Genomic DNA, 23,263 nt, shown 5'->3' on the forward strand with positions numbered 1-23,263 from the left:
CGTAAACAACCAGACTTTGCTGCGTTATCCATTCACCGCATGAGGGCAGCACAATGCAACAACGTAAACTCGGTTCCCACGGCCCCGTCGTCTCCGCCCTGGGGTTGGGATGCATGGGCATGAGCGACTTCTATTCCACCGGCGCCGATCGGCAGGAAGCCATCGCCACGCTGCACCGGGCGCTGGAGCTGGGCGTCACGCTGCTCGACACCGCCGACATGTATGGCCCGCACACCAACGAAGAGCTGGTGGGGGAAGCGATCAAAGGCAAGCGGCAACAGGTGTTCCTGGCCACCAAGTTCGGCATCCTGCGCGATCCGGCGGATCCTTCGGCGCGCGGCGTCAGCAGCCGACCCGAGTATATCCGGCGCTCCGTCGAGGGCAGCCTGCGGCGCTTGGGCGTGGAGGAGATCGATCTATATTATCAGCACCGGGTCGATCCGCAGGTGCCGATCGAGGACGTCGTGGGCACGATGGCGGATCTGATCCGCGAAGGCAAGATCCGCCACATCGGCCTGAGCGAGGCGTCGGTTGCCACGCTGGAGCGGGCGCACAAGGTGCATCCGATCACCGCGCTGCAGACCGAATATTCGCTGTGGACGCGCGACGCCGAGCAGGGCGTGCTGGCGGCCTGTGAGCGCCTGGGCATCGGCTTTGTGCCCTACAGCCCGTTAGGGCGCGGTTTCCTCACCGGCGCTATCCAGCGGCCGGAGGATCTGGCCGAGGACGACTTCCGCCGCAGCAACCCGCGCTTCCAGGGGGAAAACTTCAGTCGCAATCTGGCGCTGGTGGAGAAGGTGAGCGAGCTGGCGGCGCGGAAGGGCGTTAAACCTTCGCAGCTGGCGCTGGCCTGGGTGTTGGCGCAGGGCGAGCACATCGTGCCGATCCCCGGCACCAAACGCCGTCGCTACCTGGAAGAGAACGTCGCGGCGGCGGAGATAACGCTGAGCGCGGCTGAGCTGGCGGCGATTGAAGCGGTGTTCCCGCTGAGTGCGGCGGCCGGCGATCGCTACGGCGCGGAGTCGATGACCTACATCAACGGTTAAAAAAAAGCGCGGCCTGCTGGCCGCGCTCTGTCGTTTTCCGCCAACGGCGAATTATTTCTTCTTCGGCGCGCGCGGCGGACGGCCGACGGTCGCCTGGTACACCTTGAAGCGGCCGTTCTGCGCCAGCACTTCGTGGCTGCCGAAGGTGGCGTCCAGAATGTCCGGGTAGGGCAGGAAGGCGTTGGCGACAATGCGCAGTTGGCCGCCGATCGGCAAGTGCTTCACCGCGCCGCGGATCAGGGTTTCGGCAGCGGTCAGGCTGGTCTGCAGCCCGTCGTGGAACGGCGGGTTGGAGATGATCATGTCGAAACGGCCGGTGATGTCGGAGTAAACGTTGCTGACGACCACTTCGCCTTCGATGCCGTTGGCGGCCAGCGTCGCGCGGCTGGATTCCACCGCGGCGGCGTTGACGTCGCTGAGGGTCAATTTGACTTTCGGCGACAGCTTGGACATTACCGAGGCCATCACGCCGGCGCCGCAGCCAATGTCCAGCACCTTGCCTTTCATGTGTTTTTCCAGCGTCGACAGCAGCAGCGAGCTGCCGACGTCCAGACCGTCGCGGCTGAACACGCCCGGCAGCGTTTTCACTTCCAGATCGTGCAGCTGATAGCTGTCCCACCAGTCGTTCAGGTCGAACTCGGTCTGCGCGTCCAGGCGGCCGTGATACAGGCCACAGCGGCGCGCGCTGTCGATTTTCACCAGCGTGACGTGGCCTTCCAGCGTTGGCTCGGCGCTGCGCACGCCGCTGCGGTTTTCACCGACCACGAACACGTCCGCGCCCACCGGCAGCAGCGCCAGGATGTTGCACAGCTGGAATTGCGCTTCCTGCTTGCTCTTCGGCCAGTAGTAAACCAGCGTGTCGCAGTCGGCGACGAAAGCGGGATCGACGGTCAAACCGAACTGCACGTTATCGCCCATCGTCCGGTTCAGTAACTGCCAGTGATGGTATTGCTGAGTGTGGACGCGCACGTCCGCGGCCTCGAATTGGGCCGGCAGGCTGTCCTGCAGGTCGCCGGCAAACAGCACGCGGCGTTCGATAAATTCATCACTGTGGCGCAGCATGACTTCACTGGCGGGGGTTAATGCAGACATCAGATATTGGCTCCTGGAAATGAGACCGGGGATTATAGAGCTTTGTGGCGATATGTTCGACGGGTTTGTTGGCGCGGGCTGCGCGGGTTTGTTAGCATAGCGCGGCGCATGGCAGGCATGGCGCACCACAATGGGTAGGAATCGGCATGGCATCAAAACGCGACTGGCTGTTACAACAACTGGGTATTACGCAGTGGACATTGCGCCGCCCGGGCGTGTTGCAGGGCGAAGTGGCGGTCAGTCTGCCGCCCGAGACGCGCCTGCTGGTGGTGGCGCAGACGCTGCCGGTGCCCGACGATCCGCTGTTTTGCGACGTGCTGCGCAGCCTGGGGCTGACGCCGGCGCAAACCTACAGCCTGACGCCGGAACAGGTGGCGATGCTGCCTGAAGAGACCGCATGCAACAGTTGGCGGCTGGGCGTGACGGAACCGCTTGCGGTCGCCGGCGCGCAGCTACACAGCCCGGCGCTGGCCGAGCTTTCCCAAGACGCGGGGGCCAAACGCGCCCTCTGGCAGCAGATTTGTCATCATGAACACGATTTCTACCCTGACGGCGGCCGACCTGGCCACGGCCTTCAACATTGAGCAAGCCAGCCACGCTTTCCCCTGGACGGAAACCACCTTTGCCAGCAATCAGGGCGATCGCTACCTTAACCTGAAGCTGAGCGCCGATGGGGAGATGGCGGGGTTCGCCATCACGCAGATCGTGCTGGACGAAGCCACGTTGTTCAACATCGCCATTCATCCGCAGCACCAGCGCCGGGGCTTTGGCCGCCTGCTGCTCAACGCGTTGATCGAACAGCTGGAGAGTCGCGGCGTGGTGACGCTGTGGCTGGAAGTTCGCGCCTCTAACCAGGCGGCGATCGCGCTGTATGAAGATCTCGGTTTCAACGAAGTCACCGTGCGCCGCAATTATTACCCGAGTGCCCACGGCCGCGAAGACGCGATCGTGATGGCGCTGCCGCTGGGGTAATCAGCCCGGCCGGAAAAAGCATTGATTGTCACCGGTTGGCAAATCGGCGAAAATGCCCGGCTGTTATCTTTTATTCACCGCTTTGCCCGGCGCCGCGATCGGCGCGTTCTGATGATGTCGCAGGGCGGACTAACCGTAGAACCTGAAAACCATGTCTCCTAGTGAATTTGCCCGCGAAGTCTCCAAAAGAAGAACTTTCGCCATCATCTCGCACCCCGATGCCGGTAAAACCACCATTACCGAAAAAGTGCTGCTGTTCGGACAGGCGATCCAGACCGCCGGTACGGTAAAAGGCCGTGGTTCCAGCCAGCACGCCAAATCCGACTGGATGGAAATGGAAAAGCAGCGTGGGATCTCGATCACCACCTCGGTGATGCAGTTCCCGTACCGTGACAGCCTGGTTAACCTGCTGGATACCCCGGGGCACGAAGACTTCTCCGAAGATACTTACCGTACCCTGACCGCCGTGGACTGCTGTCTGATGGTGATCGACGCCGCCAAGGGCGTTGAGGATCGTACCCGCAAGCTGATGGAAGTCACCCGTCTGCGCGACACGCCGATCCTGACCTTCATGAACAAACTGGACCGCGACATCCGTGATCCGATGGAAGTGATGGACGAAGTCGAGCGCGAACTGAAAATCGCCTGTTCGCCTATCACCTGGCCGATCGGCTGCGGCAAGCTGTTTAAAGGCGTTTACCACCTGTACAAGGATGAAACCTACCTGTATCAGACCGGTAAAGGCCACACCATCCAGGAAGTGCGCATCGTCAAAGGCCTGGACAACCCGGAGCTGGATGCTGCGGTGGGCGAAGATCTGGCGGCGCAGCTGCGCGATGAGCTGGAGCTGGTGCAGGGCGCTTCCCACGAGTTCGATCAGGCGGCGTTCCTGAGCGGCGAGCTGACCCCGGTGTTCTTCGGTACCGCACTCGGCAACTTCGGCGTGGATCATATGCTGGACGGCCTGGTGGCCTGGGCGCCGGCGCCGATGCCGCGCAAAACCGACACCCGTGAAGTGACGGCGGCGGAAGAGAAATTCACCGGCTTCGTGTTCAAGATCCAGGCCAACATGGATCCGAAGCACCGCGACCGCGTGGCCTTTATGCGCGTGGTGTCCGGCCGTTACGAGAAGGGCATGAAGCTGCGTCAGGTGCGCACCGGCAAAGACGTGGTGATCTCCGACGCGCTGACCTTTATGGCCGGCGACCGTTCGCACGTGGAAGAAGCCTATCCGGGCGACATCATCGGTCTGCACAACCATGGCACCATCCAGATCGGCGATACCTTCACTCAGGGTGAAGACATGAAGTTCACCGGCATCCCGAACTTCGCGCCTGAACTGTTCCGCCGCATTCGCCTGCGCGATCCGCTGAAGCAGAAACAGCTGCTAAAGGGGCTGGTGCAGCTGTCGGAAGAGGGCGCGGTGCAGGTGTTCCGCCCGATCGCCAACAACGATTTGATCGTCGGCGCGGTCGGCGTGCTGCAGTTCGACGTGGTCGTGGCGCGTTTGAAGAGCGAGTACAACGTGGAAGCGCTGTATGAGTCGGTCAACGTGTCGACGGCGCGTTGGGTCGAGTGCGACGACGTGAAGAAGTTCGAAGAGTTCAAGCGCAAGAACGAGATCAACCTGGCGCTGGACGGTGGGGACAACCTGTCCTACATCGCGCCGACCATGGTGAACCTCAACCTGACGCAGGAACGTTATCCTGACGTGACCTTCCGCAAGACCCGCGAACACTGATACATCGGCAGGGCGCCCGGTGCGCCCTGCCAATTCCCCGTATTCTCACTCCGCTAATTAATAAATCTTCCTCATATTTTATCCTGCGTATCGATGTCGCCCAGGCGAGACGCGATTGGCCTGCGTTTTCCGCCGCATGGTCTATCTTTAACGAGATGTCCGCACATTGCTTGCGAGTAAATCACTGTAATACGCTGATTGTTTGGTGAGTTATTCTGATGTGTTGCCGATAGGAGACAGTCTGTTTCCTTAAATATCAATGAGATGACTGTTTAACCGTTTCGTGTCACTTGGTCTGTCGTCAATAGGCGACAGTTTTTTGATTAAAAATCCGACTCAACGCTTTTTTTGTTTGATTTCTAAGGTGTTTATGGAGTTGGCACGGCGGTTGCAATATTCCTGTCGTGAACGCTTAATCGTATAGCGATGATGAAGTATTTACCGAGAGGCCGCGTGAAGGCGGCTGAAGGGTTCCGGCGCTCTGGCGCTGGGGCCCCCAACAAAAGGAAGAGATCGATGAAAAAGACCAAATTTGCACACTCGCTGATGGCTGTTGTTTTGGGTTCTGCTTTGGTGAGCGGCACTGCGCTGGCCGAAGACAGTCTGCTCAACAAGGCGTCTAACGCCGCGGACAGTGCCGGTGCCAAAATCGATAGCTCCATGAAAAAAGTTGACGGTTACATGGATGACAGCGCGATAACGGCTAAAGTTAAAAGTGCATTGGTGGACGATAAGAGCATCAAAAGCACTGACATTTCGGTGAAAACCGAAAAAGGCACGGTGACCCTGAGTGGGTTTGTCGGCAGCCAGGCGCAGGCGGAGCATGCGGTTGCGGTTGCCGGCAAGGTGGAAGGCGTCAAAACCGTCAGCGACAAGCTGCACGTGAAAGATGAAGCCAACCAGTCGATCAAATCGTATGCCGGCGACACCGCCACCACCAGCGAGCTGAAAGCCAAGCTGCTGGCCGATGACATCGTGCCGTCGCGCAATGTGAAAGTGGAAACCACCGATGGCGTGGTGCAGCTTTCCGGTGAAGTGAAAACGCAGGCGCAGTCTGAGCGTGCCGAAAGCATCGCCAAGGCTATCGACGGCGTGAAAAGCGTGAAAAATGACCTGGTGGTCAAGCAGTAATCCCGCCAGGCGCCCGTAACAAGTAACCACAAGCCGCATCTGTCGGGCCGTCAAGGCGGCCCGACGTGTACCACCAAAAAAAGAAACTGATTTGCCGTCGATGTCCCGTTGTCGGGGCGGTAGACGGCAGCGAATTTTTTCACAATGGTAAGGAGAAGCTTATGTTTCGTTGGGGCATTATCTTTTTAGTCATCGCGCTTATCGCTGCGGCGCTGGGGTTCGGTTCGCTGGCGGGCACCGCCGCCTGGGCCGCCAAAGTCGTGTTCGTTGTCGGCATCATCCTGTTCCTGGTCAGTCTGTTCACCGGCCGTCGGCGCCCTTAGCCGGCCGGCATTTTCCTGCAAACTGTAACAAAGCTTAATTCCTTTTCTCACGTCGGGGAGGGCCGGCCATGAACAGCGACATCATCGTCGGGCGCTGGAAACAGCTGAAAGGTCAGGTATGGCAGGCTTGGGCCGAATGGTCCGGCAGCGATGGTGCCTGGTTGGCCGGCAGCAATGATTTCCTCGTCGGCGTGCTGCAAGAGGATTACGGAAGAGAGCGAGACGCGGTATCCTCGGAGAAAACGTCTCACTGAGGATGCCAAGTTGGGATACAGAATACCCATCACGCTCGGCAATATAGAACCGCTGGCGTCTAAACCTTTTCGACCAGGAAAAATGGCGTTGGTCTGCGAAGGCGGCGGCCAGCGCGGCATTTTCACCGCCGGCGTGCTGGACGAGTTTCAGCGCGCGGGCTTTAACCCTTTCGATCTGCTGATCGGCACATCGGCCGGCGCTCAGAATCTGTCTGCCTATATCTGCGGGCAGATGGGCTACGCGCGCCGGGTGATCACCCGTTACACCACTTCGGCACAGTTCTTCAATCCGCTGCGCTTCGTGCGCGGCGGGCATCTGATCGATCTCGATTGGCTGGTTGATACGGCGGCGGCGCAGATGCCGCTGGCGATGGACGTGGCGGAACAGCATTTTACCGACGGGCGCGAATTCCTGCTGTGCGCCTGCCGCAGCGACGATTTCGAACCGACCTATCTGCCGGCGCAGCGCGAACGCTGGCTGCCGGCCATCAAGGCGTCCAGCGCCATTCCCGGCTTCTACCGTCAGGGCGTGGAGTTGGACGGCGTCAGCTATCAGGACGGCGGCATCAGCGATGCGATCCCGGTGGAAGAGGCCTATCGCCGCGGCGCCGACACCATCGTGGTGATCCGCACCGTACCTTCGCAAATGTACTACACCCCGCAGTGGATGAAGCGCATGGAGCATTGGCTGAGCGACAGCAGCCTGCAGCAGATGGTGCGCATCCTGCAGCATCACGAGCAAAGCTATCACCGCATCCAGCGCTTTATCGAAAAGCCGCCGGGCAAGCTGCGCATCTTCGAGATCTTCCCGCCGAAGCCGCTGGCCAGCAATGCGCTCGGCAGCCGATTGGGGGCGCTCAATCAGGATTATCACCTGGGGCGCCGCTGCGGCCGCTACTTCCTGGCCACCGTCGGCCAGTGGATGGCGCAGCAGGAGCCCGACGGCATGAAGGTACGAAAAGCGCTGTCGCGCCGCCTGATCCAGCCGGAGAACGTCAGAATGCCTTCGCCGATCGTGACCGACATCGCCATGCCCACCGAGCGGGCGGCGCAGCCGGAGGCCGCGGTGGCGGCGCCGAAAATCATCCTGCCGGGCGATCTGCCGCCGGGTGAAGGGGGCGCGCTGTGAGTTACGCCTTTACCGACACCCACTGCCATTTCGATTTTCCACCCTTTACCGGGCATGAGGCCGAGAGCCTGGCGCGGGCGGCAAGCGCCGGCGTAAAGCGCATCATCGTCCCGACGGTCACCGCCGATCGCTTCGCGCGGGTGTTGCGGCTGGCGCAGGAGCATGCGCCGCTGTTCGCCGCGCTGGGGCTGCACCCGCTGTATATCGCGCAGCATCATGAGCCGCAGCTGGAACAGTTGGCGGCGCTGCTGGCCGAACGGCCGCACAAGCTGGTGGCGGTGGGGGAAATCGGGCTCGATCTGTATATGGACAACCCGCAGTTTGAGCGGCAGCAAAGCGTGCTGCTGGCCCAACTGAAGCTGGCGAAACAGCATGACCTGCCGGTGATCCTGCACTCGCGCCGCACTCACGATCAGCTGGCCGCGGCGCTGCGGCGCATGCAGCTGCCGCGCCGCGGCGTGGTGCACGGCTTTGCCGGCAGCCTGTCGCAGGCGCAGGCGTTTATCCGCCTCGGCTATTACATCGGCGTGGGCGGCACCATCACCTATGAGCGGGCGCAGAAAACGCGCGCCGTGATGGCGCAGCTGCCGCTTGAGGCGCTGCTGCTGGAGACCGATGCGCCGGACATGCCGCTGGCCGGCTATCAGGGGCAACCGAACCGCCCCGAACGCGCCGCCGAGGTGTTTCACGCGCTGTGCGAACTGCGGCCGGAACCTGCCGACGAGATCGCCGCCCACCTGCAACGCAATACTCAGGCGCTGTTCGCCATGCCGGATTGAGATGATCATAATGTGACGCGCGTCACGTTATAAGATTTTCATTTGCGTCTCGTTGTATACATTTGTGACATAAATCGGTGCGAGGGTGACCTCGCTCAGTATAATCCCCCCGAAACTCTCCAATAGCAGACCTCTCTTCATGAGCAGGGATGTATTTTATTTTTTGCAACAGGGAAACTTTGCATGCAACTCATCATGAGTCTGGTCGGGATGGCGGTGCTGATCGCCATTGCGGTGCTGCTCTCCAGCAACCGTCGGGCCATCAAACTGCGCACCGTGGTGTGGGCGTTCATCATTCAGGTCGGCATCGGCGCGCTGGTACTGTACGTGCCGCTGGGCCGCAGCATCCTCGGCAGTATGTCTAACGGTGTGGCAAACGTTATCGCCTACGGCAATCAGGGCATTTCGTTCATCTTCGGCGGGCTGGTGTCCGACAAGATGTTCGAGGTGTTCGGCGGTGGCGGCTTCGTGTTCGCGCTGCGCGTCCTGCCGGTGATCGTGTTCTTCTCCTCGCTGATTGCGGTGCTGTACTACCTCGGCATCATGCAGTTGGTGATCCGCGTGCTGGGCGGCGGCCTGCACAAGCTGCTGGGCACTTCGCGCACCGAATCGCTGTCGGCGACCGCCAACATTTTCGTCGGCCAGACCGAAGCGCCTTTGGTGGTGCGTCCGTATATCGCCACCATGAGCCAGTCAGAACTGTTCGCCGTGATGTGCGGCGGCCTGGCCTCGGTGGCCGGTTCGGTGCTGGCGGGATACGCGCAGATGGGCGTGCCGCTGGAATACCTGATCGCGGCGTCCTTCATGGCCGCGCCGGGCGGGCTGCTGTTCGCCAAGCTGATGGTGCCGGAAACTGAGCAGACCCACGATAAAGACGATGCGATGAAGCTGATCGCTGAAGAAGATCGTCCGGCCAACGTGATCGACGCGGCGGCTTCCGGCGCGGCTTCCGGCATGCAGCTGGCGCTGAACGTCGGCGCGATGCTGCTGGCGTTTATCGCGCTGATCGCCTTGCTCAACGGCATTCTCGGCGGCATCGGCGGCTGGTTCGATTACCCGCAGCTGTCGCTCGAGCTGATCCTCGGCTGGGTGTTCTCGCCGATCGCCTTCCTGATTGGCGTGCCGTGGAGTGAAGCGATGACCGCCGGTTCGTTTATCGGCCAGAAGATCATCGTCAACGAGTTTGTCGCCTATATGAACTTCGGCGCCTATCTGCGCCCGGACGACGTGGTGGCGGCGGAAGGCCTGCAGGTGCTGTCGGCTCACACCAAGGCGATCATCTCCTTTGCGCTGTGCGGTTTCGCCAACCTCTCCTCGGTGGCGATCCTGCTGGGCGGTTTGGGTAGCATGGCACCCAACCGTCGCCATGACATCGCGCGTTTCGGTCTGAAGGCCGTGGCGGCGGGCACGTTGTCCAACCTGATGAGCGCCACCATCGCCGGCTTCTTCCTGGCGCTGTAAGCCCTCGCTGAGCCCGCGACGGCGCGACCGATCGCGGGACTCCGCCTATACTCTAAGCAACGCGGGTGTTCGCCGCACCCGCGACCTTCAGCCGCTTCTTTAGCGAATTTGTGAACGATATCGCGTTATTTTGTGATGTTCTTCACATATAATTCCGGTCTGTTACAGTGCTATTTCATATAGTGTGACGATGAACGCGAATCGCCCCCGGCATTCGTGTTCAAATAGCTATTACTGGCCGGCCGCAAGGCGGGTGGCCATGTGCGGTGAGAAGGATCTCAGTTGCCGCCGCGGGAACGCCGTTCCCCTGCGCTATCTTCATGGAACCAAGTCCGCTCGCCAACACCCAGGTACTCAGTTGGAGAGTTTTATGACCGAATTAACCGCAGCAGCGCAACGTGCGCTGAACCTGATGGATTTAACCACGCTGAACGATGATGACACCGACGAGAAAGTGATCGCCCTCTGTCGTCAGGCCAACAGCCCGGCCGGCCACACGGCGGCCATCTGCATCTACCCGCGTTTTATCCCGGTGGCGCGTAAGGCGCTGCGCGAGCAAGGCACGCCGGACATCCGCATTGCCACCGTGACCAACTTCCCGCATGGCAACGACGATATCGACATCGCGCTGGCGGAAACCCGCGCGGCGATCGCCTATGGCGCGGATGAAGTGGACGTGGTGTTCCCATACCGTGCGCTGATCGCCGGCAACGAACAGGTCGGCTTCGAGCTGGTGAAACAGTGCAAGCAGGCTTGCCAGGCGGCTAACGTGCTGCTGAAAGTGATCATCGAAACCGGTGAGCTGAAACAGGCCGATTTGATCCGCAAGGCGTCCGAGATCGCCATCAAGGCCGGGGCTGACTTTATCAAGACCTCCACCGGCAAGGTGCCGGTCAACGCCACCCTGGAGAGCGCCGAGCTGATGATGTCGGTGATCCGCGATCTGGGCGTGGCGAAGACGGTGGGCTTCAAGCCGGCCGGCGGCGTGCGCACCGCGGAAGACGCGCTGCATTATCTGCAACTTGCCGATCGTATTCTGGGCGAGGGGTGGGCCGATGCGCGGCATTTCCGCTTTGGCGCTTCCAGCCTGCTGGCCAGCTTGCTGGCCGCGCTGGGCCACCAAACCCAGACCGCCGGCGGCGGCTACTGATCGATATCGTTGGCGGGCGCCAGGCGCGCCCGTCTGCACCGACTCTCGGCGACACAGGGGGATGCCTTGTTCCTGGCTCAAGAAATTATTCGTAAGAAACGCGACGGCCAGCCGTTAAGCGAAGCGGAAATCCGCTTTTTCATCAACGGTATTCGCGACAATGTGGTGTCGGAAGGGCAGATCGCCGCGCTGGCGATGACCATTTATTTCCATGACATGAGCATGCCGGAGCGCGTGGCGCTCACCATGGCGATGCGCGATTCCGGCACCGTGCTGGACTGGAAGAGTTTGGTGCTGAACGGCCCGATCGTCGACAAGCACTCGACCGGCGGCGTGGGCGACGTGACTTCGCTGATGCTCGGCCCGATGGTGGCGGCCTGCGGCGGCTATGTGCCGATGATCTCCGGCCGCGGCCTGGGGCATACCGGCGGCACGCTGGACAAACTGGAAGCCATTCCGGGCTTTAATATTTTCCCGGACGATAACGCCTTCCGCAAAATCATTCAGGACGTCGGCGTGGCGATCATCGGCCAGACCAGCTCGCTGGCGCCGGCGGACAAGCGTTTTTACGCCACCCGCGATATCACCGCCACCGTGGATTCTATCCCGCTGATCACCGCCTCCATTCTGGCCAAGAAGCTGGCGGAAGGGTTGGATGCGCTGGTGATGGACGTGAAGGTCGGCTCCGGCGCCTTTATGCCGACCTACGCCCTGTCGCAAGATTTGGCGCAGGCGATCGTCGGCGTGGCCAACGGCGCGGGCTGCAAGACCACCGCGCTGCTGACCGACATGAATCAGGTGCTGGCTTCCAGCGCCGGCAACGCGGTGGAAGTGCGCGAAGCGGTGCGCTTCCTGACCGGTGAATACCGCAACCCGCGCCTGCTGGAAGTGACGCTGGCGCTGAGCGTAGAGATGCTGTTGTCCGGCGGCCTGGCGCAAGACGAGGCCGACGCGCGCGCCAAGCTGCAGGCGGTGCTGGATAACGGCAAGGCGGCGGAGGTGTTTGGCCGCATGGTGGCGGCGCAGCAGGGGCCGATAGACTTCGTCGAACGCTACGATAGCTATCTGCCGGCGGCAACGCTGAGCAAGCCGGTGTATGCTGAAAAGCCGGGCATCATCAGCGCCATGGATACCCGTGCGCTGGGCATGGCGGTGGTGTCGTTGGGCGGCGGCCGCCGTCGGGCGAGCGACGCCATCGATTACAGCGTCGGCCTGACCGAGATGGCGCGCCTGGGCGATACGGCGGATTCCCAGCAGCCGCTGGCGATGATCCACGCCAACGATGAAGAGAGCTGGCAGCAGGCGGCCGATGCGGTGCGCAGCGCGATGACGCTGAGCGATAAAGCGCCGGAAGCGACGCCGGTAGTGTATAAGCGCATCACGGAATAACCCAAGAATCAGGAACGGCTGCGGCTTTTTCGCGGCCGTCCAAAGCGTGAGAACACGCAGGAGAGCACAGATGAAACGTACATTTATTATGGTATTGGACTCCTTCGGCATCGGCGCCAGCGAAGACGCCGAACGTTTTGGCGATCAGGGTTCCGACACCCTGGGCCACATCGCCGAGGTTTGCGCGCGCGGTGAGGCCAACGTGGGCCGTCAGGGCCCGCTGACGCTGCCTAACCTGAGCCGTCTGGGCCTCGGCAAAGCGGCGGAAGAGTCCACCGGCAACTTCCCGCAGGGGCTGGATCGCAACGCCGACATCATCGGCGCCTACGGCTACGCCAGCGAGCTCTCTTCCGGTAAAGACACGCCGTCGGGACACTGGGAAATCGCCGGCGTGCCGGTGCTGTTCGACTGGGGCTACTTCAAGGACGAGCACAACAGCTTCCCGCAGGCGCTGCTGGATAAGCTGGTGGAGCGCGCCAATCTGCCGGGCTACCTGGGCAACTGCCACTCATCCGGCACCGTGATCCTCGATCAGTTGGGTGAAGAGCACATGAAAACCGGCAAGCCGATTTTCTACACCTCCGCCGACTCGGTATTCCAGATCGCCTGTCATGAAGAGACCTTCGGCCTGGAGCGCCTGTACGAGCTGTGCGAAATCGCGCGTGAAGAGCTGACCGAAGGCGGTTACAACATCGGCCGCGTGATCGCGCGTCCGTTCGTCGGCGACAAGCCGGGTCACTTCCAGCGTACCGGCAACCGCCACGATCTGGCGGTAGAGCCGCCGGCGCCGACCGTGCTGAAAAAGCTGGTGGACGAGAAGGGCGGCGAAGTGGTGTCGATCGGTAAAATCGCCGACATCTATGCCAACGTCGGCATCACCAAGAAGGTGAAGGCGACCGGCATCGACGCGCTGTTCGACGCGACCCTGATCGAAATGGAAAAGGCCGGCGACAACACCATCGTGTTCACCAACTTCGTGGACTTCGACTCCTCCTACGGTCACCGTCGCGACGTGGCGGGCTACGCCGCCGCGCTGGAGCTGTTCGACCGCCGCCTGCCGGAACTGCTGAAGCTGGTGAAAGACGAAGACATCATCATCTTCACCGCCGACCACGGCTGCGATCCGACCTGGAGCGGCACCGACCACACCCGCGAGCACATCCCGGTGCTGGTTTACGGCCCGAAAGTGAAACCGGGTTCGCTGGGCCACCGCGAGACCTTCGCCGACATCGGCCAGACCGTCGCCAATTACTTTGGCCTGTCGCCGATGGATTACGGTAAGACCCTGTTCTAAGCCCTGTCTTTCAAGCCGCAGCGTTGTTAGCTTCACGCGTGAACCCCAGTCGCTTACTCAAGTAAGCTCCTGGGGATTCCCCCGCCAGCTGCCTGGTTGCAACTCGAAATTCAAGGCTTGGATGTTTGACGTTTTTATTAAATAAGATTTCTAAAGGAAGAAAATTATGGCTACGCCGCACATTAATGCTGAGATGGGTGATTTCGCTGACGTAGTACTGATGCCGGGCGACCCGCTGCGCGCAAAATACATCGCCGAAACCTTCCTGGAAGGCGCGGTGGAAGTGAACAACGTGCGCGGCATGTTGGGCTTCACCGGCACCTACAAAGGCCGCCGCATCTCCGTAATGGGCCACGGCATGGGCATTCCGTCCTGCTCCATCTACGCGCGCGAGCTGATCGCCGAATTCGGCGTGAAGAAGATCATTCGCGTGGGTTCCTGCGGCGCGGTGCGTGACGATATCAAACTGCGCGACGTGGTGATCGGCATGGGCGCGTGCACCGACTCCAAGGTGAACCGTCTGCGCTTCAAGGACAACGACTACGCGGCGATCGCCGACTTCGACATGGTGCGCAACGCGGTCGACGCGGCGGCGGCGCAGGGCATCCCGGCGCGCGTGGGCAACATCTTCTCCGCCGATCTGTTCTACACCCCGGATCCGGATATGTTCCAGGTGATGAAGAAGTACGGCATCCTGGGCGTGGAAATGGAAGCGGCCGGCATCTACGGCGTGGCGGCGGAGCTGTACGAAGAGTTCGGCTGTAAGGCGCTGACCATCTGCACCGTGTCCGACCACATCCTGCGTCACGAAGCGACCACGGCGGCGGAACGCCAGACCACCTTTAACGAAATGATCGTTATCGCGCTGGAATCCGTGCTGCTGGGCGACAAAGCGTAATACCGCGGCGGGCGTCGTCATGGCGCCCGCCTGTCAATCTATTCATTCCGCACGGCCGATTTTTTGCTAACGCTTTACCTTCCTGTCATTTAACGCTATTACTTCCTCTATCAATCTATTCACCAATCTATTCATCCGATGCTCACCGTTGAACAAGTTTTGCGTCATGGGCCGGCCACGGCTCGTCAACTGACAGAAGCGTTGGGCATCAGCCAGCCGACGCTATCGCGCCGTATCCGCGAATTGGCGGGCGCCGTATTGATCCTCGGTAAAGGTAAGGCGACGCGCTATGTATTGCGGCGCGGGATCGGCGGTGAGAGGCAGTTTCCGCTGTATCGGGTTGATGAACGGGGCAAGGCGCACCTGTTTGCCACGCTGTGCCCGCTGTATCCTGCCGATAACTGTGCGGTGTGCGATGAGCGCAGCGGAGAGTGGCAGCTCTATGACGGCCTGCCATGGTATCTGAATGACCTGCGGCCGATTGGCTTTCTTGGGCGAGCCTGGGGCAAAGCGGCGGCCCACGAGTTGAATTTGCCGGAGGATGTGCGGCGATGGGATGAGGGCCAACGTCTGTTGGCGCTCTGCCGTTATGGCGAAGACATGACCGGCGATTTGCTGCCTGGCGCCGACAGCTATCAGCGTTGGTTGATGCGGGATACTGCCGTCGCTATCGCGGCGGAAGATAAAATCGAGCATTACGCCGCATTGTCCGTCCAGGCGCTGGCCGGGGAGTTGGTGGGTTCCTCCGCCGGTGGCGAACAACCCAAATTTGCCGCCTATGCTGAGCTGACGCCTGGGCATCGTGCGCATGTTTTGGTGAAGTTCAGTCTGGCGCCGACGCATGTCATTGCACAGCGCTGGAGCGATTTGCTGATCGCCGAGTCGCTGGCGTTGCAGACGGTCGCCGCTGCGGGATTACCTGTCGCAACGGCGCAAATCCTGTTCGGTGCCGATCGGCAATGCTTTTTAGAGGTAGAACGCTTTGATCGCATCGGCGAAGAAGGGCGGGTGGCGATGGTGTCGCTGGAGGCGCTGGATGCCGAGTTCAGCGGCAGCGGCCACGTCAACTGGGTCGTGGCGGCTAATCGGCTATTGCAGCAAGGCGTGATCGATCATTCTGCCTGCCAACGGATTGCCTTGTATTGGGCCTTCGGCCGATTGATCGCCAATAGCGATATGCACCAGGGCAATCTGTCGTTCTTGCGGCCAACGCAGCGGCCGGTCATGTTGGCGCCTTTGTACGATATGCTGCCGATGGCTTTTGCCCCGGCAAGCAGCGGCAATCTGCGCCATGACGCGGTGGAGATCAGTTTGAGCAATGAGGTGGGCGGTGCTGTCTGGCGGCAAGCGGAGCTATTGGCTCGCGAGTTCTGGCAGAGAACGGCGCAACATGACGACATCAGCGATGCCTTCCGCGCGATTGCCGAGCAAATGCTGGCGCAACTGCAGAAGCTGCACGAACGCATTCAACGCCTGGCCTGAGTTATTCCTTCTTCGGCGCTTCCTGCTTTGTTTCCGGCGCATCGTCTTCATCGTCTTCCACCGTATTGCCTTCTGCCAACGGCGTGTTGGCGGTCAACAGGTAGGGCGACTGCTGCCAGCGGCTGCGGCGGTGTTGCAGCAGGGTACGCGCCAGAATGATGCCGATCGCCAGCGCCAGCAGGATCATCAGGCGCAGCAGGTTGGTGGTGTTGTCCACCTGCTTGGATTCGGTCGCCAGCACGTGGGTGTCGAGGGTGATGCGGATAAAGCCGATCGGGCCGTCTTTGCCCTGAATGGATTCGACCAACTGGTGGTTGAAGTAGCTGCCGGCGCGTTTGCCGTCGAGCGACAGGCGATCGCGTATACTTATCTGTTCCCCGGCGTGGGAGACCAGCGTGCCGTCCAGCTGATACACGCTGACGTCGAGAATGCGGCTGTGATCGGTGAGCTGCTTGAGGATGGCGTCGATGCGCGGATTGTTGCCGTCGTCGTCCAGCAGCGGCGCCAGGCTGTAGGCGACCTGTTTGGTCAGCGTCTGCGCCAGCTCTTCAACCTGCTCGGATCGCGCCATTTGGTGACTCAGGCTAAAATAAGAGGCGCCCTGCATCAGCAGCACCAGCAAAGCCAGGCAAATCAGGATAATAGCGGTGCGGTGCAGGCGAAATTTCAGTTTAGCGCGAGCCATGCAGGTTCCTTGGGCATCGGGGACACTTTATGTTGCCAGAACCGCTGGCGATAGGATAGCTTGATGCGTCGTTTTATCATGCAGCGTTTTTGTCCATTCAGGAGTCAATGATGTCAAACAGTCTGACCTATTGCGATCTTCCGGCGGAGATCTCTCAATGGCCGGGTCTTCCCCTTTCGCTCAGCGGCGACGAAGTGATGCCGCTGGACTACCGGGCGGGCAATACCGGGTGGCTGTTATATGGCAGGGAGCTGGACAAGGCGCGCATTACCCAATTCCAACGCAAGCTGGGCGCGGCGATGGTGATCGTCACCGCCTGGGGCGTGGACGACTATCAGGTGGTGCGGCTGGCGGGCACCTTGACGCCGCGCGCCAAGCTGCTGGCGGCGGAGAGCGGGCTGGATGTGGCGCCGCTCGGCAAAATCCCGCACCTGCGCACGCCGGGGCTGCTGGTGATGGACATGGATTCAACGGCTATCGAGATCGAGTGCATCGATGAGATCGCCAAGCTGGCGGGCGTCGGCGAGCAGGTGGCGGAAGTGACCGAACGCGCGATGCGCGGCGAGCTGGACTTTACCGCCAGTCTGCGCCAGCGCGTCGGCACGCTGAAAGGGGCCGACGCCAACATCCTCAAGCAGGTGCGCGACGAGCTGCCGCTGATGCCGGGGCTGACCAGCCTGGTGGGCAAGCTGCAGGCGATGGGCTGGCATGTGGCGATCGCCTCCGGCGGTTTCACCTACTACGCCGAATACCTGCGCAACCGGCTGCGGCTGGTGGCGGCGGCGGCCAACGAGCTGGAGATCCGCGACGGCAAGCTGACCGGCGAAGTGCTTGGGCCGGTGGTGGACGCGCAGTTCAAAGCCGATACGCTGCTGCGGCTGGCGGAGAAGCTGGAAATCCCGCTGGCGCAAACCGTGGCCATCGGCGACGGCGCCAACGACTTGAAAATGATGCAGGCGGCGGGGCTGGGCATCGCCTACCACGCCAAACCGAAAGTGTATGAAAAAGCGCAGGTGGCGATCCGGCATGCGGATCTGATGGGCGTGCTGTGTATTCTCACCGGCAGCCTGAAACACGAAGTGCGATAACGAAAGATTGAGGTAAGACGTGGCAAAAGCGGCAAAACGGGCATTTGTGTGCAATGAGTGCGGGGCGGACTATCCGCGTTGGCAGGGGCAGTGCAGCGCCTGCCATGCCTGGAACACCATCACGGAAGTGCGTTTGGCCGCGTCGCCCGCTGCGGCGCGCAACGATCGCCTCAGCGGCTATGCCGGCGACGCCGGCGTCAGCAAAGTGCAGAAGCTGTCGGAAATCAGCCTTGAGGCGCTGCCGCGCTTCACCACCGGCTTTCTCGAGTTCGATCGCGTGCTGGGCGGCGGCGTGGTGCCCGGCAGCGCCATTCTGATCGGCGGCAACCCCGGCGCCGGCAAGAGCACCCTGTTGCTGCAGGTGCTGTGCAAACTGTCCGAACAGATGAAAACCCTGTACGTCACCGGCGAGGAGTCGCTGCAGCAGGTGGCGATGCGCGCCCACCGTCTGGGGCTGCCGACCGGCGGCCTGAACATGCTGTCGGAAACCAGCATCGAGCAGATCTGCCTGATCGCCGAGCAGGAACAGCCGAAGCTGATGGTGATCGACTCGATTCAGGTGATGCACATGGCGGACATTCAGTCTTCGCCGGGCAGCGTGGCGCAGGTGCGGGAAACCGCCGCCTATCTGACACGCTTCGCCAAGACGCGCGGCGTGGCGATCGTGATGGTCGGCCACGTCACCAAAGACGGCTCGCTGGCCGGGCCGAAAGTGCTGGAACACTGCATCGACTGTTCGGTGCTGCTGGACGGCGACGCCGATTCCCGCTTCCGCACCCTGCGCAGCCACAAGAACCGCTTCGGCGCGGTCAACGAGCTGGGGGTGTTCGCCATGACCGAACAGGGGCTGCGCGAAGTGAGCAACCCTTCGGCTATCTTCCTCAGCCGCGGCGACGAAGTCACCTCCGGCAGTTCGGTGATGGTGGTGTGGGAAGGCACCCGGCCGCTGCTGGTGGAGATCCAGGCGCTGGTGGATCATTCGATGATGTCCAACCCGCGCCGCGTGGCGGTGGGCCTGGAGCAGAACCGGTTGGCGATCCTGCTGGCGGTGCTGCACCGGCACGGCGGGCTGCAGATGTCGGATCAGGACGTGTTCGTCAACGTGGTCGGCGGGGTGAAGGTTAGCGAGACCAGCGCCGATCTGGCGCTGCTGATGTCGTTGGTCTCAAGCCTGCGCGATCGGCCGCTGCCGAACGATTTGGTGGTGTTCGGCGAAGTGGGGTTGGCGGGTGAGATCCGTCCGGTGCCGAGCGGTCAGGAACGTATCTCCGAAGCGGCCAAGCACGGCTTCAAGCGCGCCATCGTGCCGCACGGCAATATGCCGAAAAAGCCGCTGGCCAACATGCAGGTGTTCGGGGTCAAGAAGCTGGCGGACGCGCTGGACGTGCTGGAAGAGTTTTATTAATGTCGCCGGCGGCGAGAGAGATATGCTATTTTGTTTAGCATACTAAACGGAGGTGGCCATGCCGCAATTTGATTACCTGAAGACGTCCATCAAGCAAAAGGGCTGCACGTTGCAGCAGGTGGCGGATGCCAGCGGCATGACCAAAGGCTATCTCAGCCAGCTGTTGAACGACAAGATCAAAAGCCCGAGCGCGCAAAAGCTGGAGGCGCTGCACCGTTTTCTCGGGCTTGAGTTCCCGCGCAAAGAGGTCAAAGTCGGCGTGGTGTTTGGTAAATTTTACCCGCTGCACACCGGCCACATCTATCTGATCCAGCGCGCCTGCAGCCAGGTGGATGAGCTGCACGTCATTTTGTGCCACGACGAGCCGCGTGACCGTGAGCTGTTCGAAAACAGTTCGATGTCGCAACAGCCGACGGTCAGCGATCGCCTGCGCTGGCTGCTGCAGACCTTCAAGTACCAGAAAAACATCCATATCCACTCGTTCGACGAGCAGGGCATCGAACCCTACCCGCACGGCTGGAACGTGTGGAGCGACGGCATGAAGGCCTTTATGGAACAGAAGGGCATCGTGCCGAGCTTCATCTATTCCAGCGAAGCGCAGGATGCGCCGCGCTACCGCGAGCATTTGGGCATCGAAACCATTTTGGTCGACCCCGAACGCTCGTTCATGAACATCAGCGGCAATCAGATCCGTCAGGATCCGTTCCGTTATTGGGATTACATCCCGACCGAGGTGAAACCGTTCTTCGTGCGCACCGTGGCGATCCTCGGCGGCGAGTCGAGCGGCAAATCGACGCTGGTCAACAAGCTGGCCAACATCTTCAACACCACCAGCGCCTGGGAATATGGCCGCGATTACGTGTTCTCGCACCTGGGCGGTGACGAGATGGCGTTGCAGTACTCCGACTACGACAAAATTGCCCTCGGGCAGGCGCAATACGTGGATTTCGCGGTCAAGTACGCCAACAAGGTGGCGTTTATCGATACCGATTTCGTCACCACCCAGGCGTTTTGCAAAAAGTACGAAGGGCGTGAGCATCCCTTCGTGCAGGCGCTGATCGACGAATACCGCTTCGATCTGGTGATCCTGCTGGAAAACAACACGCCGTGGGTGGCGGACGGCCTGCGCAGTCTCGGCAGCACCGCCGATCGCCTGGCGTTCCAGCGCCTGCTGGAGGAGATGCTGCGCGCCAACAACATCGAGTACGTGCACGTTGAGTCCAGCGATTACGAAGAGCGCTTCCTGCGTTGTGTCGAGCTGGTGCAACAGCTGCTGGCGGCGGACGCCGGCCGGCTGGCGAATGCGCCCGCCCAGCGCCACGCCGCAGGCGGAAAAAATTAGCGTAATGTGCGATCGCGCGGCAGAAACGGCCGCTCGGACGCACATTTAACGGCTTGTTTAAACATGGTTCATTCGGTAGCGACTAAGTTAAGATTTTCTTTACAATAACGCTCAGAAGAAGACATGTCTTATCGCTTACTTGCTCTCTGGTTGGTCTGCTATGCCGCAGCCTGGACGCTGCTGACGGTTCATCTTGATCCTACCCTGCCTTACGACGCCGTCGAGGCGCTCAACTGGGGCCTCAACGGCGAGTGGGGCTCACCGAAAAATCCTTGGTTGGTCGGTGCGGCGATGCAGCCGGCGATCTGGCTGTCGTGGCTGCCGCTAAACGTTTACTGGTACGGCGGGCACTTCATCGCCATCGCCATCGGCATGTTGGGCGTCTGGCTGCTGGCGCGACGCCTGAGCGGCAGCACTTCGCTGGCCTGGATGGCGCTGCTGACGCTCAATCTGTCCGGCATCATCAATTTCGACATCATTCCCTACAACGACAACTACCTGTTGGTGATGCTGTGGCCGTGGATGGCGCTGTTCTTCCACATGGCAATTTCCCGTTCGGCCAACTGGTGGCCGGCCTTCGCGTTGGCCGCCGGTCTGGCGATGATGGCCAAGTATTCGACCTTCGCCTTCGTCTATTTCGCGGCGCTGTCGACGCTGTTCGTGCCGCAGATCCGCCGCTGCTATCGCCAGCCGCAGTTCTATCTGGCGGTGGCGATCTGGCTGGCGTTGGTGCTGCCGAACGTATTCTGGCTGTGGAACCACGACTTCGCCGCCTTTAAGTGGGTGGATTCGCAAATCAAGATGCAGCTCAATCTCGACATGCTGCAATCGCTGCTGCTGGTGTTCTATCCGTCGCTGGTGCTGTGGCTGATCCTGCGGCGCAGCGGGGCGGTGCTGGCCTGGCCGAAAGCGTTGCCGATACGGGTGCTGCTGTGGATCTACCTGCTGCCGCTCGGCATCATTACTTTTTGGTTCTCCTTCAACGTCGGCGGCCGCTTGACCGAGTGGCTGCAGCCGTTCTTCATGCTGGCGCCCGCGCTGCTGGTCGGCTGCGTGCGTCAGCCGCCGGTGCGTTCGCTGCGGGCGGCGACTATTGGGCTGATGTGCGCGGCGCTGGCGGTCTATCTGGGGTATGCCGCGGTGATGCTGGGCAACGTGCGCAATGCCGGTCAGAAGATGGTGGGCATCAAGGCGTTCAGCGCCAGGGTGGAACAGCTGTGGCAGGAGCGGTACGGCGTCAGTCTGCGTTACGTCGGCGGCGAATACCTGTCGCAGTGGATGACGGTGTATGCCGGTTCCCGGCCGCAGACCATTACGCGCTGGTCCAATCATACGCGGCCGAACATCTACAACGTCAACATCAGCTATCCGCAGATTGCGCAGCATGGCGTCGCCTTGTTCGGTCGGTTGGGTGAAGACTGCGCGCACAGCGACTTCGGCGGCGAGTTGGCCCACTGGCCGAAGATGCGCCTCGACTGGCAGCAGACGCTGACGTTCCGCGCCGATCCGCAGAGCGACGAGCAGGTGTTGTGCGTCGGCTTCGTTCGCCCGCAGTAACGGCGGCGCAGAACGCCGCCGCGATGCGAACTCAGTAAGCGATAACCAGCTTGCCTTGCATATGGCCGCCGAGCAGCTGCTGGTGCGCGGCGGTCAGCGTGTCTACCGACAGCCCGTGCAGGGTTGCGCTCAGCGTGGTGCTCAGCTTGCCGTCGTCCAGCAGTTGCGCCACCTGCTGCAGGATCCGGCCTTGCTGCGCGATGTCCGGGGTGGTGAACATGCTGCGGGTGAACATGAATTCCCAGTGCAGCGCGGCGCTTTTCAGCTTCAGCGCGTTTTGATCCAACGGCTGCGCGTTCTCGACGATGGTGCAGATATGGCCGAGCGGCGCGATCAGTTCGGCCATCGCCGGCCAGTGGCCGTCGGTATCGTTCAGACAGAGGATGTAATCCACCTGCTCGATGCCGTGTTGCGCCAGGTTGCCCTTCAAATCGCGGTAGTCCACCACCAGGTCGGCGCCCCGCTCGCGGCACCAGGCGGCGGATTCCGGCCTTGACGCGGTGGCGATCACTTTCACCTTGCTGCGCAGCGCGGCCAGCGGAATGGCCAGCGAGCCGACCCCGCCGGCGCCGCCGATGATCAGCAGCGTCTTGTGCTCCGGCGCATCCTGAATGTTCAGGTGCTCGAACAGCGCCTCCCAGGCAGTGAGGGCGGTGAGCGGCATGGCGGCGGACTCCGCCCAGTTCAGGCTGCGCGGTTTGTGCGCGGCGATGCGCGAGTCGATCAGTTGGTGGCTGCTGTTGCTGCCGGGGCGGGTGATGTCGCCGGCGTACCACACTTCATCGCCGGGCTTGAAGCCACTGACGCTGCTGCCTGCGCTCACCACGACGCCGCTGGCGTCCCAGCCGAGGATGCGCGGCTGCTGCAGGCCGCTTTTCTGCAGGCCGGCGTGCACTTTGGTATCCACCGGGTTGACCGACGCCGCTTTCACTTCCACCAGCAGATCGTACTGGCTGGGCACCGGCATCTCCGGTGAGATTTCGATGAAATCGGCGGGGTTCTGCGGGTCTACGGCAATGGCTTTTATCGACATGATTGTACTCCT

The 23,263-nt window shown here is 61.4% G+C and carries 22 protein-coding genes; 19 read left to right on the forward strand and 3 right to left on the reverse strand.

The window, feature by feature from the left end; genetic code table 11:
* Positions 1 to 53 precede the first annotated feature (53 nt).
* On the forward strand, positions 54 to 1,046 hold the full coding sequence (locus J9788_RS15950; RefSeq protein ID WP_046898079.1) for an aldo/keto reductase: 993 nt from the start codon (positions 54 to 56) through the stop codon (positions 1,044 to 1,046).
* A gap of 51 nt (positions 1,047 to 1,097) precedes the next feature.
* Here the strand turns inward: J9788_RS15950 and rsmC are convergent, their stop codons facing one another.
* A complete protein-coding gene (gene rsmC, locus J9788_RS15955) occupies positions 1,098 to 2,138 on the reverse strand; it encodes a 16S rRNA (guanine(1207)-N(2))-methyltransferase RsmC (protein ID WP_046898080.1) in 1,041 nt (346 codons plus the stop codon).
* 146 nt (positions 2,139 to 2,284) lie between these two features.
* Between rsmC and J9788_RS15960 the strand changes: the two genes are divergently transcribed.
* From J9788_RS15960 to yjjJ, 14 genes are all read left to right on the forward strand, one after another.
* Positions 2,285 to 2,722 carry a DNA polymerase III subunit psi gene (locus tag J9788_RS15960; protein ID WP_182265261.1) on the forward strand — a complete coding sequence of 146 codons (438 nt, stop codon included), beginning with the start codon at positions 2,285 to 2,287 and terminating at the stop codon, positions 2,720 to 2,722.
* Positions 2,667 to 3,110, forward strand: coding sequence for a ribosomal protein S18-alanine N-acetyltransferase (rimI, locus tag J9788_RS15965; RefSeq protein ID WP_033641788.1), 444 nt, complete (start codon positions 2,667 to 2,669; stop codon positions 3,108 to 3,110). Before J9788_RS15960 ends, rimI begins: the two co-directional genes overlap by 56 nt.
* A 151-nt stretch (positions 3,111 to 3,261) precedes the next feature.
* Positions 3,262 to 4,851: a peptide chain release factor 3 gene (gene prfC / locus J9788_RS15970; protein ID WP_182265262.1), complete on the forward strand. Its 1,590-nt coding sequence runs from the start codon at positions 3,262 to 3,264 to the stop codon at positions 4,849 to 4,851.
* A gap of 516 nt (positions 4,852 to 5,367) precedes the next feature.
* Positions 5,368 to 5,982: a molecular chaperone OsmY gene (gene osmY, locus J9788_RS15975; RefSeq protein WP_046898082.1), complete on the forward strand. Its 615-nt coding sequence runs from the start codon at positions 5,368 to 5,370 to the stop codon at positions 5,980 to 5,982.
* 161 nt (positions 5,983 to 6,143) lie between these two features.
* Complete coding sequence (locus J9788_RS15980) at positions 6,144 to 6,305, forward strand: DUF1328 domain-containing protein (protein ID WP_004933089.1); 162 nt, start codon at positions 6,144 to 6,146, stop codon at positions 6,303 to 6,305.
* Between the two features lie 68 nt (positions 6,306 to 6,373).
* The gene (locus J9788_RS15985; protein WP_004933086.1) at positions 6,374 to 6,559 is read left to right on the forward strand and encodes a hypothetical protein; all 186 of its coding nucleotides are present in this window, start codon (positions 6,374 to 6,376) and stop codon (positions 6,557 to 6,559) included.
* Positions 6,560 to 6,569: 10 nt separating this feature from the next.
* Positions 6,570 to 7,688: a patatin family protein gene (locus J9788_RS15990; RefSeq protein ID WP_033651706.1), complete on the forward strand. Its 1,119-nt coding sequence runs from the start codon at positions 6,570 to 6,572 to the stop codon at positions 7,686 to 7,688.
* Positions 7,685 to 8,467, forward strand: coding sequence for a TatD family hydrolase (locus J9788_RS15995; RefSeq protein WP_182265263.1), 783 nt, complete (start codon positions 7,685 to 7,687; stop codon positions 8,465 to 8,467). The genes J9788_RS15990 and J9788_RS15995 overlap by 4 nt, the downstream gene beginning before the upstream one ends.
* A gap of 183 nt (positions 8,468 to 8,650) precedes the next feature.
* On the forward strand, positions 8,651 to 9,928 hold the full coding sequence (locus tag J9788_RS16000; protein ID WP_019454990.1) for a NupC/NupG family nucleoside CNT transporter: 1,278 nt from the start codon (positions 8,651 to 8,653) through the stop codon (positions 9,926 to 9,928).
* 370 nt (positions 9,929 to 10,298) lie between these two features.
* Positions 10,299 to 11,078, forward strand: a complete 780-nt coding sequence (deoC, locus tag J9788_RS16005) for a deoxyribose-phosphate aldolase (protein WP_046898085.1) — start codon at positions 10,299 to 10,301, stop codon at positions 11,076 to 11,078.
* Positions 11,079 to 11,144: 66 nt separating this feature from the next.
* On the forward strand, positions 11,145 to 12,467 hold the full coding sequence (deoA, locus tag J9788_RS16010; protein ID WP_182265264.1) for a thymidine phosphorylase: 1,323 nt from the start codon (positions 11,145 to 11,147) through the stop codon (positions 12,465 to 12,467).
* A gap of 70 nt (positions 12,468 to 12,537) precedes the next feature.
* The gene (gene deoB / locus J9788_RS16015; RefSeq protein WP_033641795.1) at positions 12,538 to 13,761 is read left to right on the forward strand and encodes a phosphopentomutase; all 1,224 of its coding nucleotides are present in this window, start codon (positions 12,538 to 12,540) and stop codon (positions 13,759 to 13,761) included.
* A 166-nt stretch (positions 13,762 to 13,927) separates the two neighbouring features.
* A complete protein-coding gene (gene deoD, locus J9788_RS16020; protein WP_004933059.1) occupies positions 13,928 to 14,659 on the forward strand; it encodes a purine-nucleoside phosphorylase in 732 nt (243 codons plus the stop codon).
* 138 nt (positions 14,660 to 14,797) lie between these two features.
* Positions 14,798 to 16,141: a type II toxin-antitoxin system HipA family toxin YjjJ gene (gene yjjJ / locus J9788_RS16025; protein ID WP_182265265.1), complete on the forward strand. Its 1,344-nt coding sequence runs from the start codon at positions 14,798 to 14,800 to the stop codon at positions 16,139 to 16,141.
* A 1-nt stretch (position 16,142) separates the two neighbouring features.
* Here yjjJ and J9788_RS16030 read toward each other — a convergent pair whose 3' ends face one another.
* Positions 16,143 to 16,826 carry a YtjB family periplasmic protein gene (locus J9788_RS16030; RefSeq protein ID WP_046898088.1) on the reverse strand — a complete coding sequence of 228 codons (684 nt, stop codon included), beginning with the start codon at positions 16,824 to 16,826 and terminating at the stop codon, positions 16,143 to 16,145.
* A gap of 110 nt (positions 16,827 to 16,936) precedes the next feature.
* On the opposite strand from J9788_RS16030, the gene serB reads away from it, so the two are divergent.
* From serB to J9788_RS16050, 4 genes are all read left to right on the forward strand, one after another.
* Positions 16,937 to 17,914, forward strand: coding sequence for a phosphoserine phosphatase (serB, locus tag J9788_RS16035; RefSeq protein ID WP_033641797.1), 978 nt, complete (start codon positions 16,937 to 16,939; stop codon positions 17,912 to 17,914).
* A gap of 19 nt (positions 17,915 to 17,933) precedes the next feature.
* A complete protein-coding gene (gene radA, locus J9788_RS16040; protein ID WP_182265266.1) occupies positions 17,934 to 19,319 on the forward strand; it encodes a DNA repair protein RadA in 1,386 nt (461 codons plus the stop codon).
* A gap of 58 nt (positions 19,320 to 19,377) precedes the next feature.
* The gene (gene nadR / locus J9788_RS16045; protein WP_182265267.1) at positions 19,378 to 20,661 is read left to right on the forward strand and encodes a multifunctional transcriptional regulator/nicotinamide-nucleotide adenylyltransferase/ribosylnicotinamide kinase NadR; all 1,284 of its coding nucleotides are present in this window, start codon (positions 19,378 to 19,380) and stop codon (positions 20,659 to 20,661) included.
* 123 nt (positions 20,662 to 20,784) lie between these two features.
* A complete protein-coding gene (locus J9788_RS16050; protein ID WP_182265268.1) occupies positions 20,785 to 22,218 on the forward strand; it encodes a glycosyltransferase family 39 protein in 1,434 nt (477 codons plus the stop codon).
* A gap of 31 nt (positions 22,219 to 22,249) precedes the next feature.
* On the opposite strand, the gene J9788_RS16055 is transcribed toward J9788_RS16050, so the two are convergent.
* The gene (locus J9788_RS16055; RefSeq protein WP_182265269.1) at positions 22,250 to 23,251 is read right to left on the reverse strand and encodes a zinc-binding alcohol dehydrogenase family protein; all 1,002 of its coding nucleotides are present in this window, start codon (positions 23,249 to 23,251) and stop codon (positions 22,250 to 22,252) included.
* Positions 23,252 to 23,263: the final 12 nt, after the last annotated feature.

Source organism: Serratia sp. X10 (assembly GCF_017811775.1).
Taxonomy (GTDB): domain Bacteria; phylum Pseudomonadota; class Gammaproteobacteria; order Enterobacterales; family Enterobacteriaceae; genus Serratia; species Serratia ureilytica.

Excerpts from the sequence above, each read along its gene's own strand:
- J9788_RS15950 (WP_046898079.1), top strand. The coding sequence starts at position 54 with ATGCAACAACGTAAACTCGGTTCCCACGGCCCCGTCGTCTCCGCCCTG.
- rsmC (WP_046898080.1), bottom strand. The coding sequence starts at position 2,138 with ATGTCTGCATTAACCCCCGCCAGTGAAGTCATGCTGCGCCACAGTGAT.
- J9788_RS15960 (WP_182265261.1), top strand. The coding sequence starts at position 2,285 with ATGGCATCAAAACGCGACTGGCTGTTACAACAACTGGGTATTACGCAG.
- rimI (WP_033641788.1), top strand. The coding sequence starts at position 2,667 with ATGAACACGATTTCTACCCTGACGGCGGCCGACCTGGCCACGGCCTTC.
- prfC (WP_182265262.1), top strand. The coding sequence starts at position 3,262 with ATGTCTCCTAGTGAATTTGCCCGCGAAGTCTCCAAAAGAAGAACTTTC.
- osmY (WP_046898082.1), top strand. The coding sequence starts at position 5,368 with ATGAAAAAGACCAAATTTGCACACTCGCTGATGGCTGTTGTTTTGGGT.
- J9788_RS15980 (WP_004933089.1), top strand. The coding sequence starts at position 6,144 with ATGTTTCGTTGGGGCATTATCTTTTTAGTCATCGCGCTTATCGCTGCG.
- J9788_RS15985 (WP_004933086.1), top strand. The coding sequence starts at position 6,374 with ATGAACAGCGACATCATCGTCGGGCGCTGGAAACAGCTGAAAGGTCAG.
- J9788_RS16000 (WP_019454990.1), top strand. The coding sequence starts at position 8,651 with ATGCAACTCATCATGAGTCTGGTCGGGATGGCGGTGCTGATCGCCATT.
- deoC (WP_046898085.1), top strand. The coding sequence starts at position 10,299 with ATGACCGAATTAACCGCAGCAGCGCAACGTGCGCTGAACCTGATGGAT.
- deoB (WP_033641795.1), top strand. The coding sequence starts at position 12,538 with ATGAAACGTACATTTATTATGGTATTGGACTCCTTCGGCATCGGCGCC.
- deoD (WP_004933059.1), top strand. The coding sequence starts at position 13,928 with ATGGCTACGCCGCACATTAATGCTGAGATGGGTGATTTCGCTGACGTA.
- yjjJ (WP_182265265.1), top strand. The coding sequence starts at position 14,798 with ATGCTCACCGTTGAACAAGTTTTGCGTCATGGGCCGGCCACGGCTCGT.
- J9788_RS16030 (WP_046898088.1), bottom strand. The coding sequence starts at position 16,826 with ATGGCTCGCGCTAAACTGAAATTTCGCCTGCACCGCACCGCTATTATC.
- serB (WP_033641797.1), top strand. The coding sequence starts at position 16,937 with ATGTCAAACAGTCTGACCTATTGCGATCTTCCGGCGGAGATCTCTCAA.
- nadR (WP_182265267.1), top strand. The coding sequence starts at position 19,378 with ATGCCGCAATTTGATTACCTGAAGACGTCCATCAAGCAAAAGGGCTGC.
- J9788_RS16050 (WP_182265268.1), top strand. The coding sequence starts at position 20,785 with ATGTCTTATCGCTTACTTGCTCTCTGGTTGGTCTGCTATGCCGCAGCC.
- J9788_RS16055 (WP_182265269.1), bottom strand. The coding sequence starts at position 23,251 with ATGTCGATAAAAGCCATTGCCGTAGACCCGCAGAACCCCGCCGATTTC.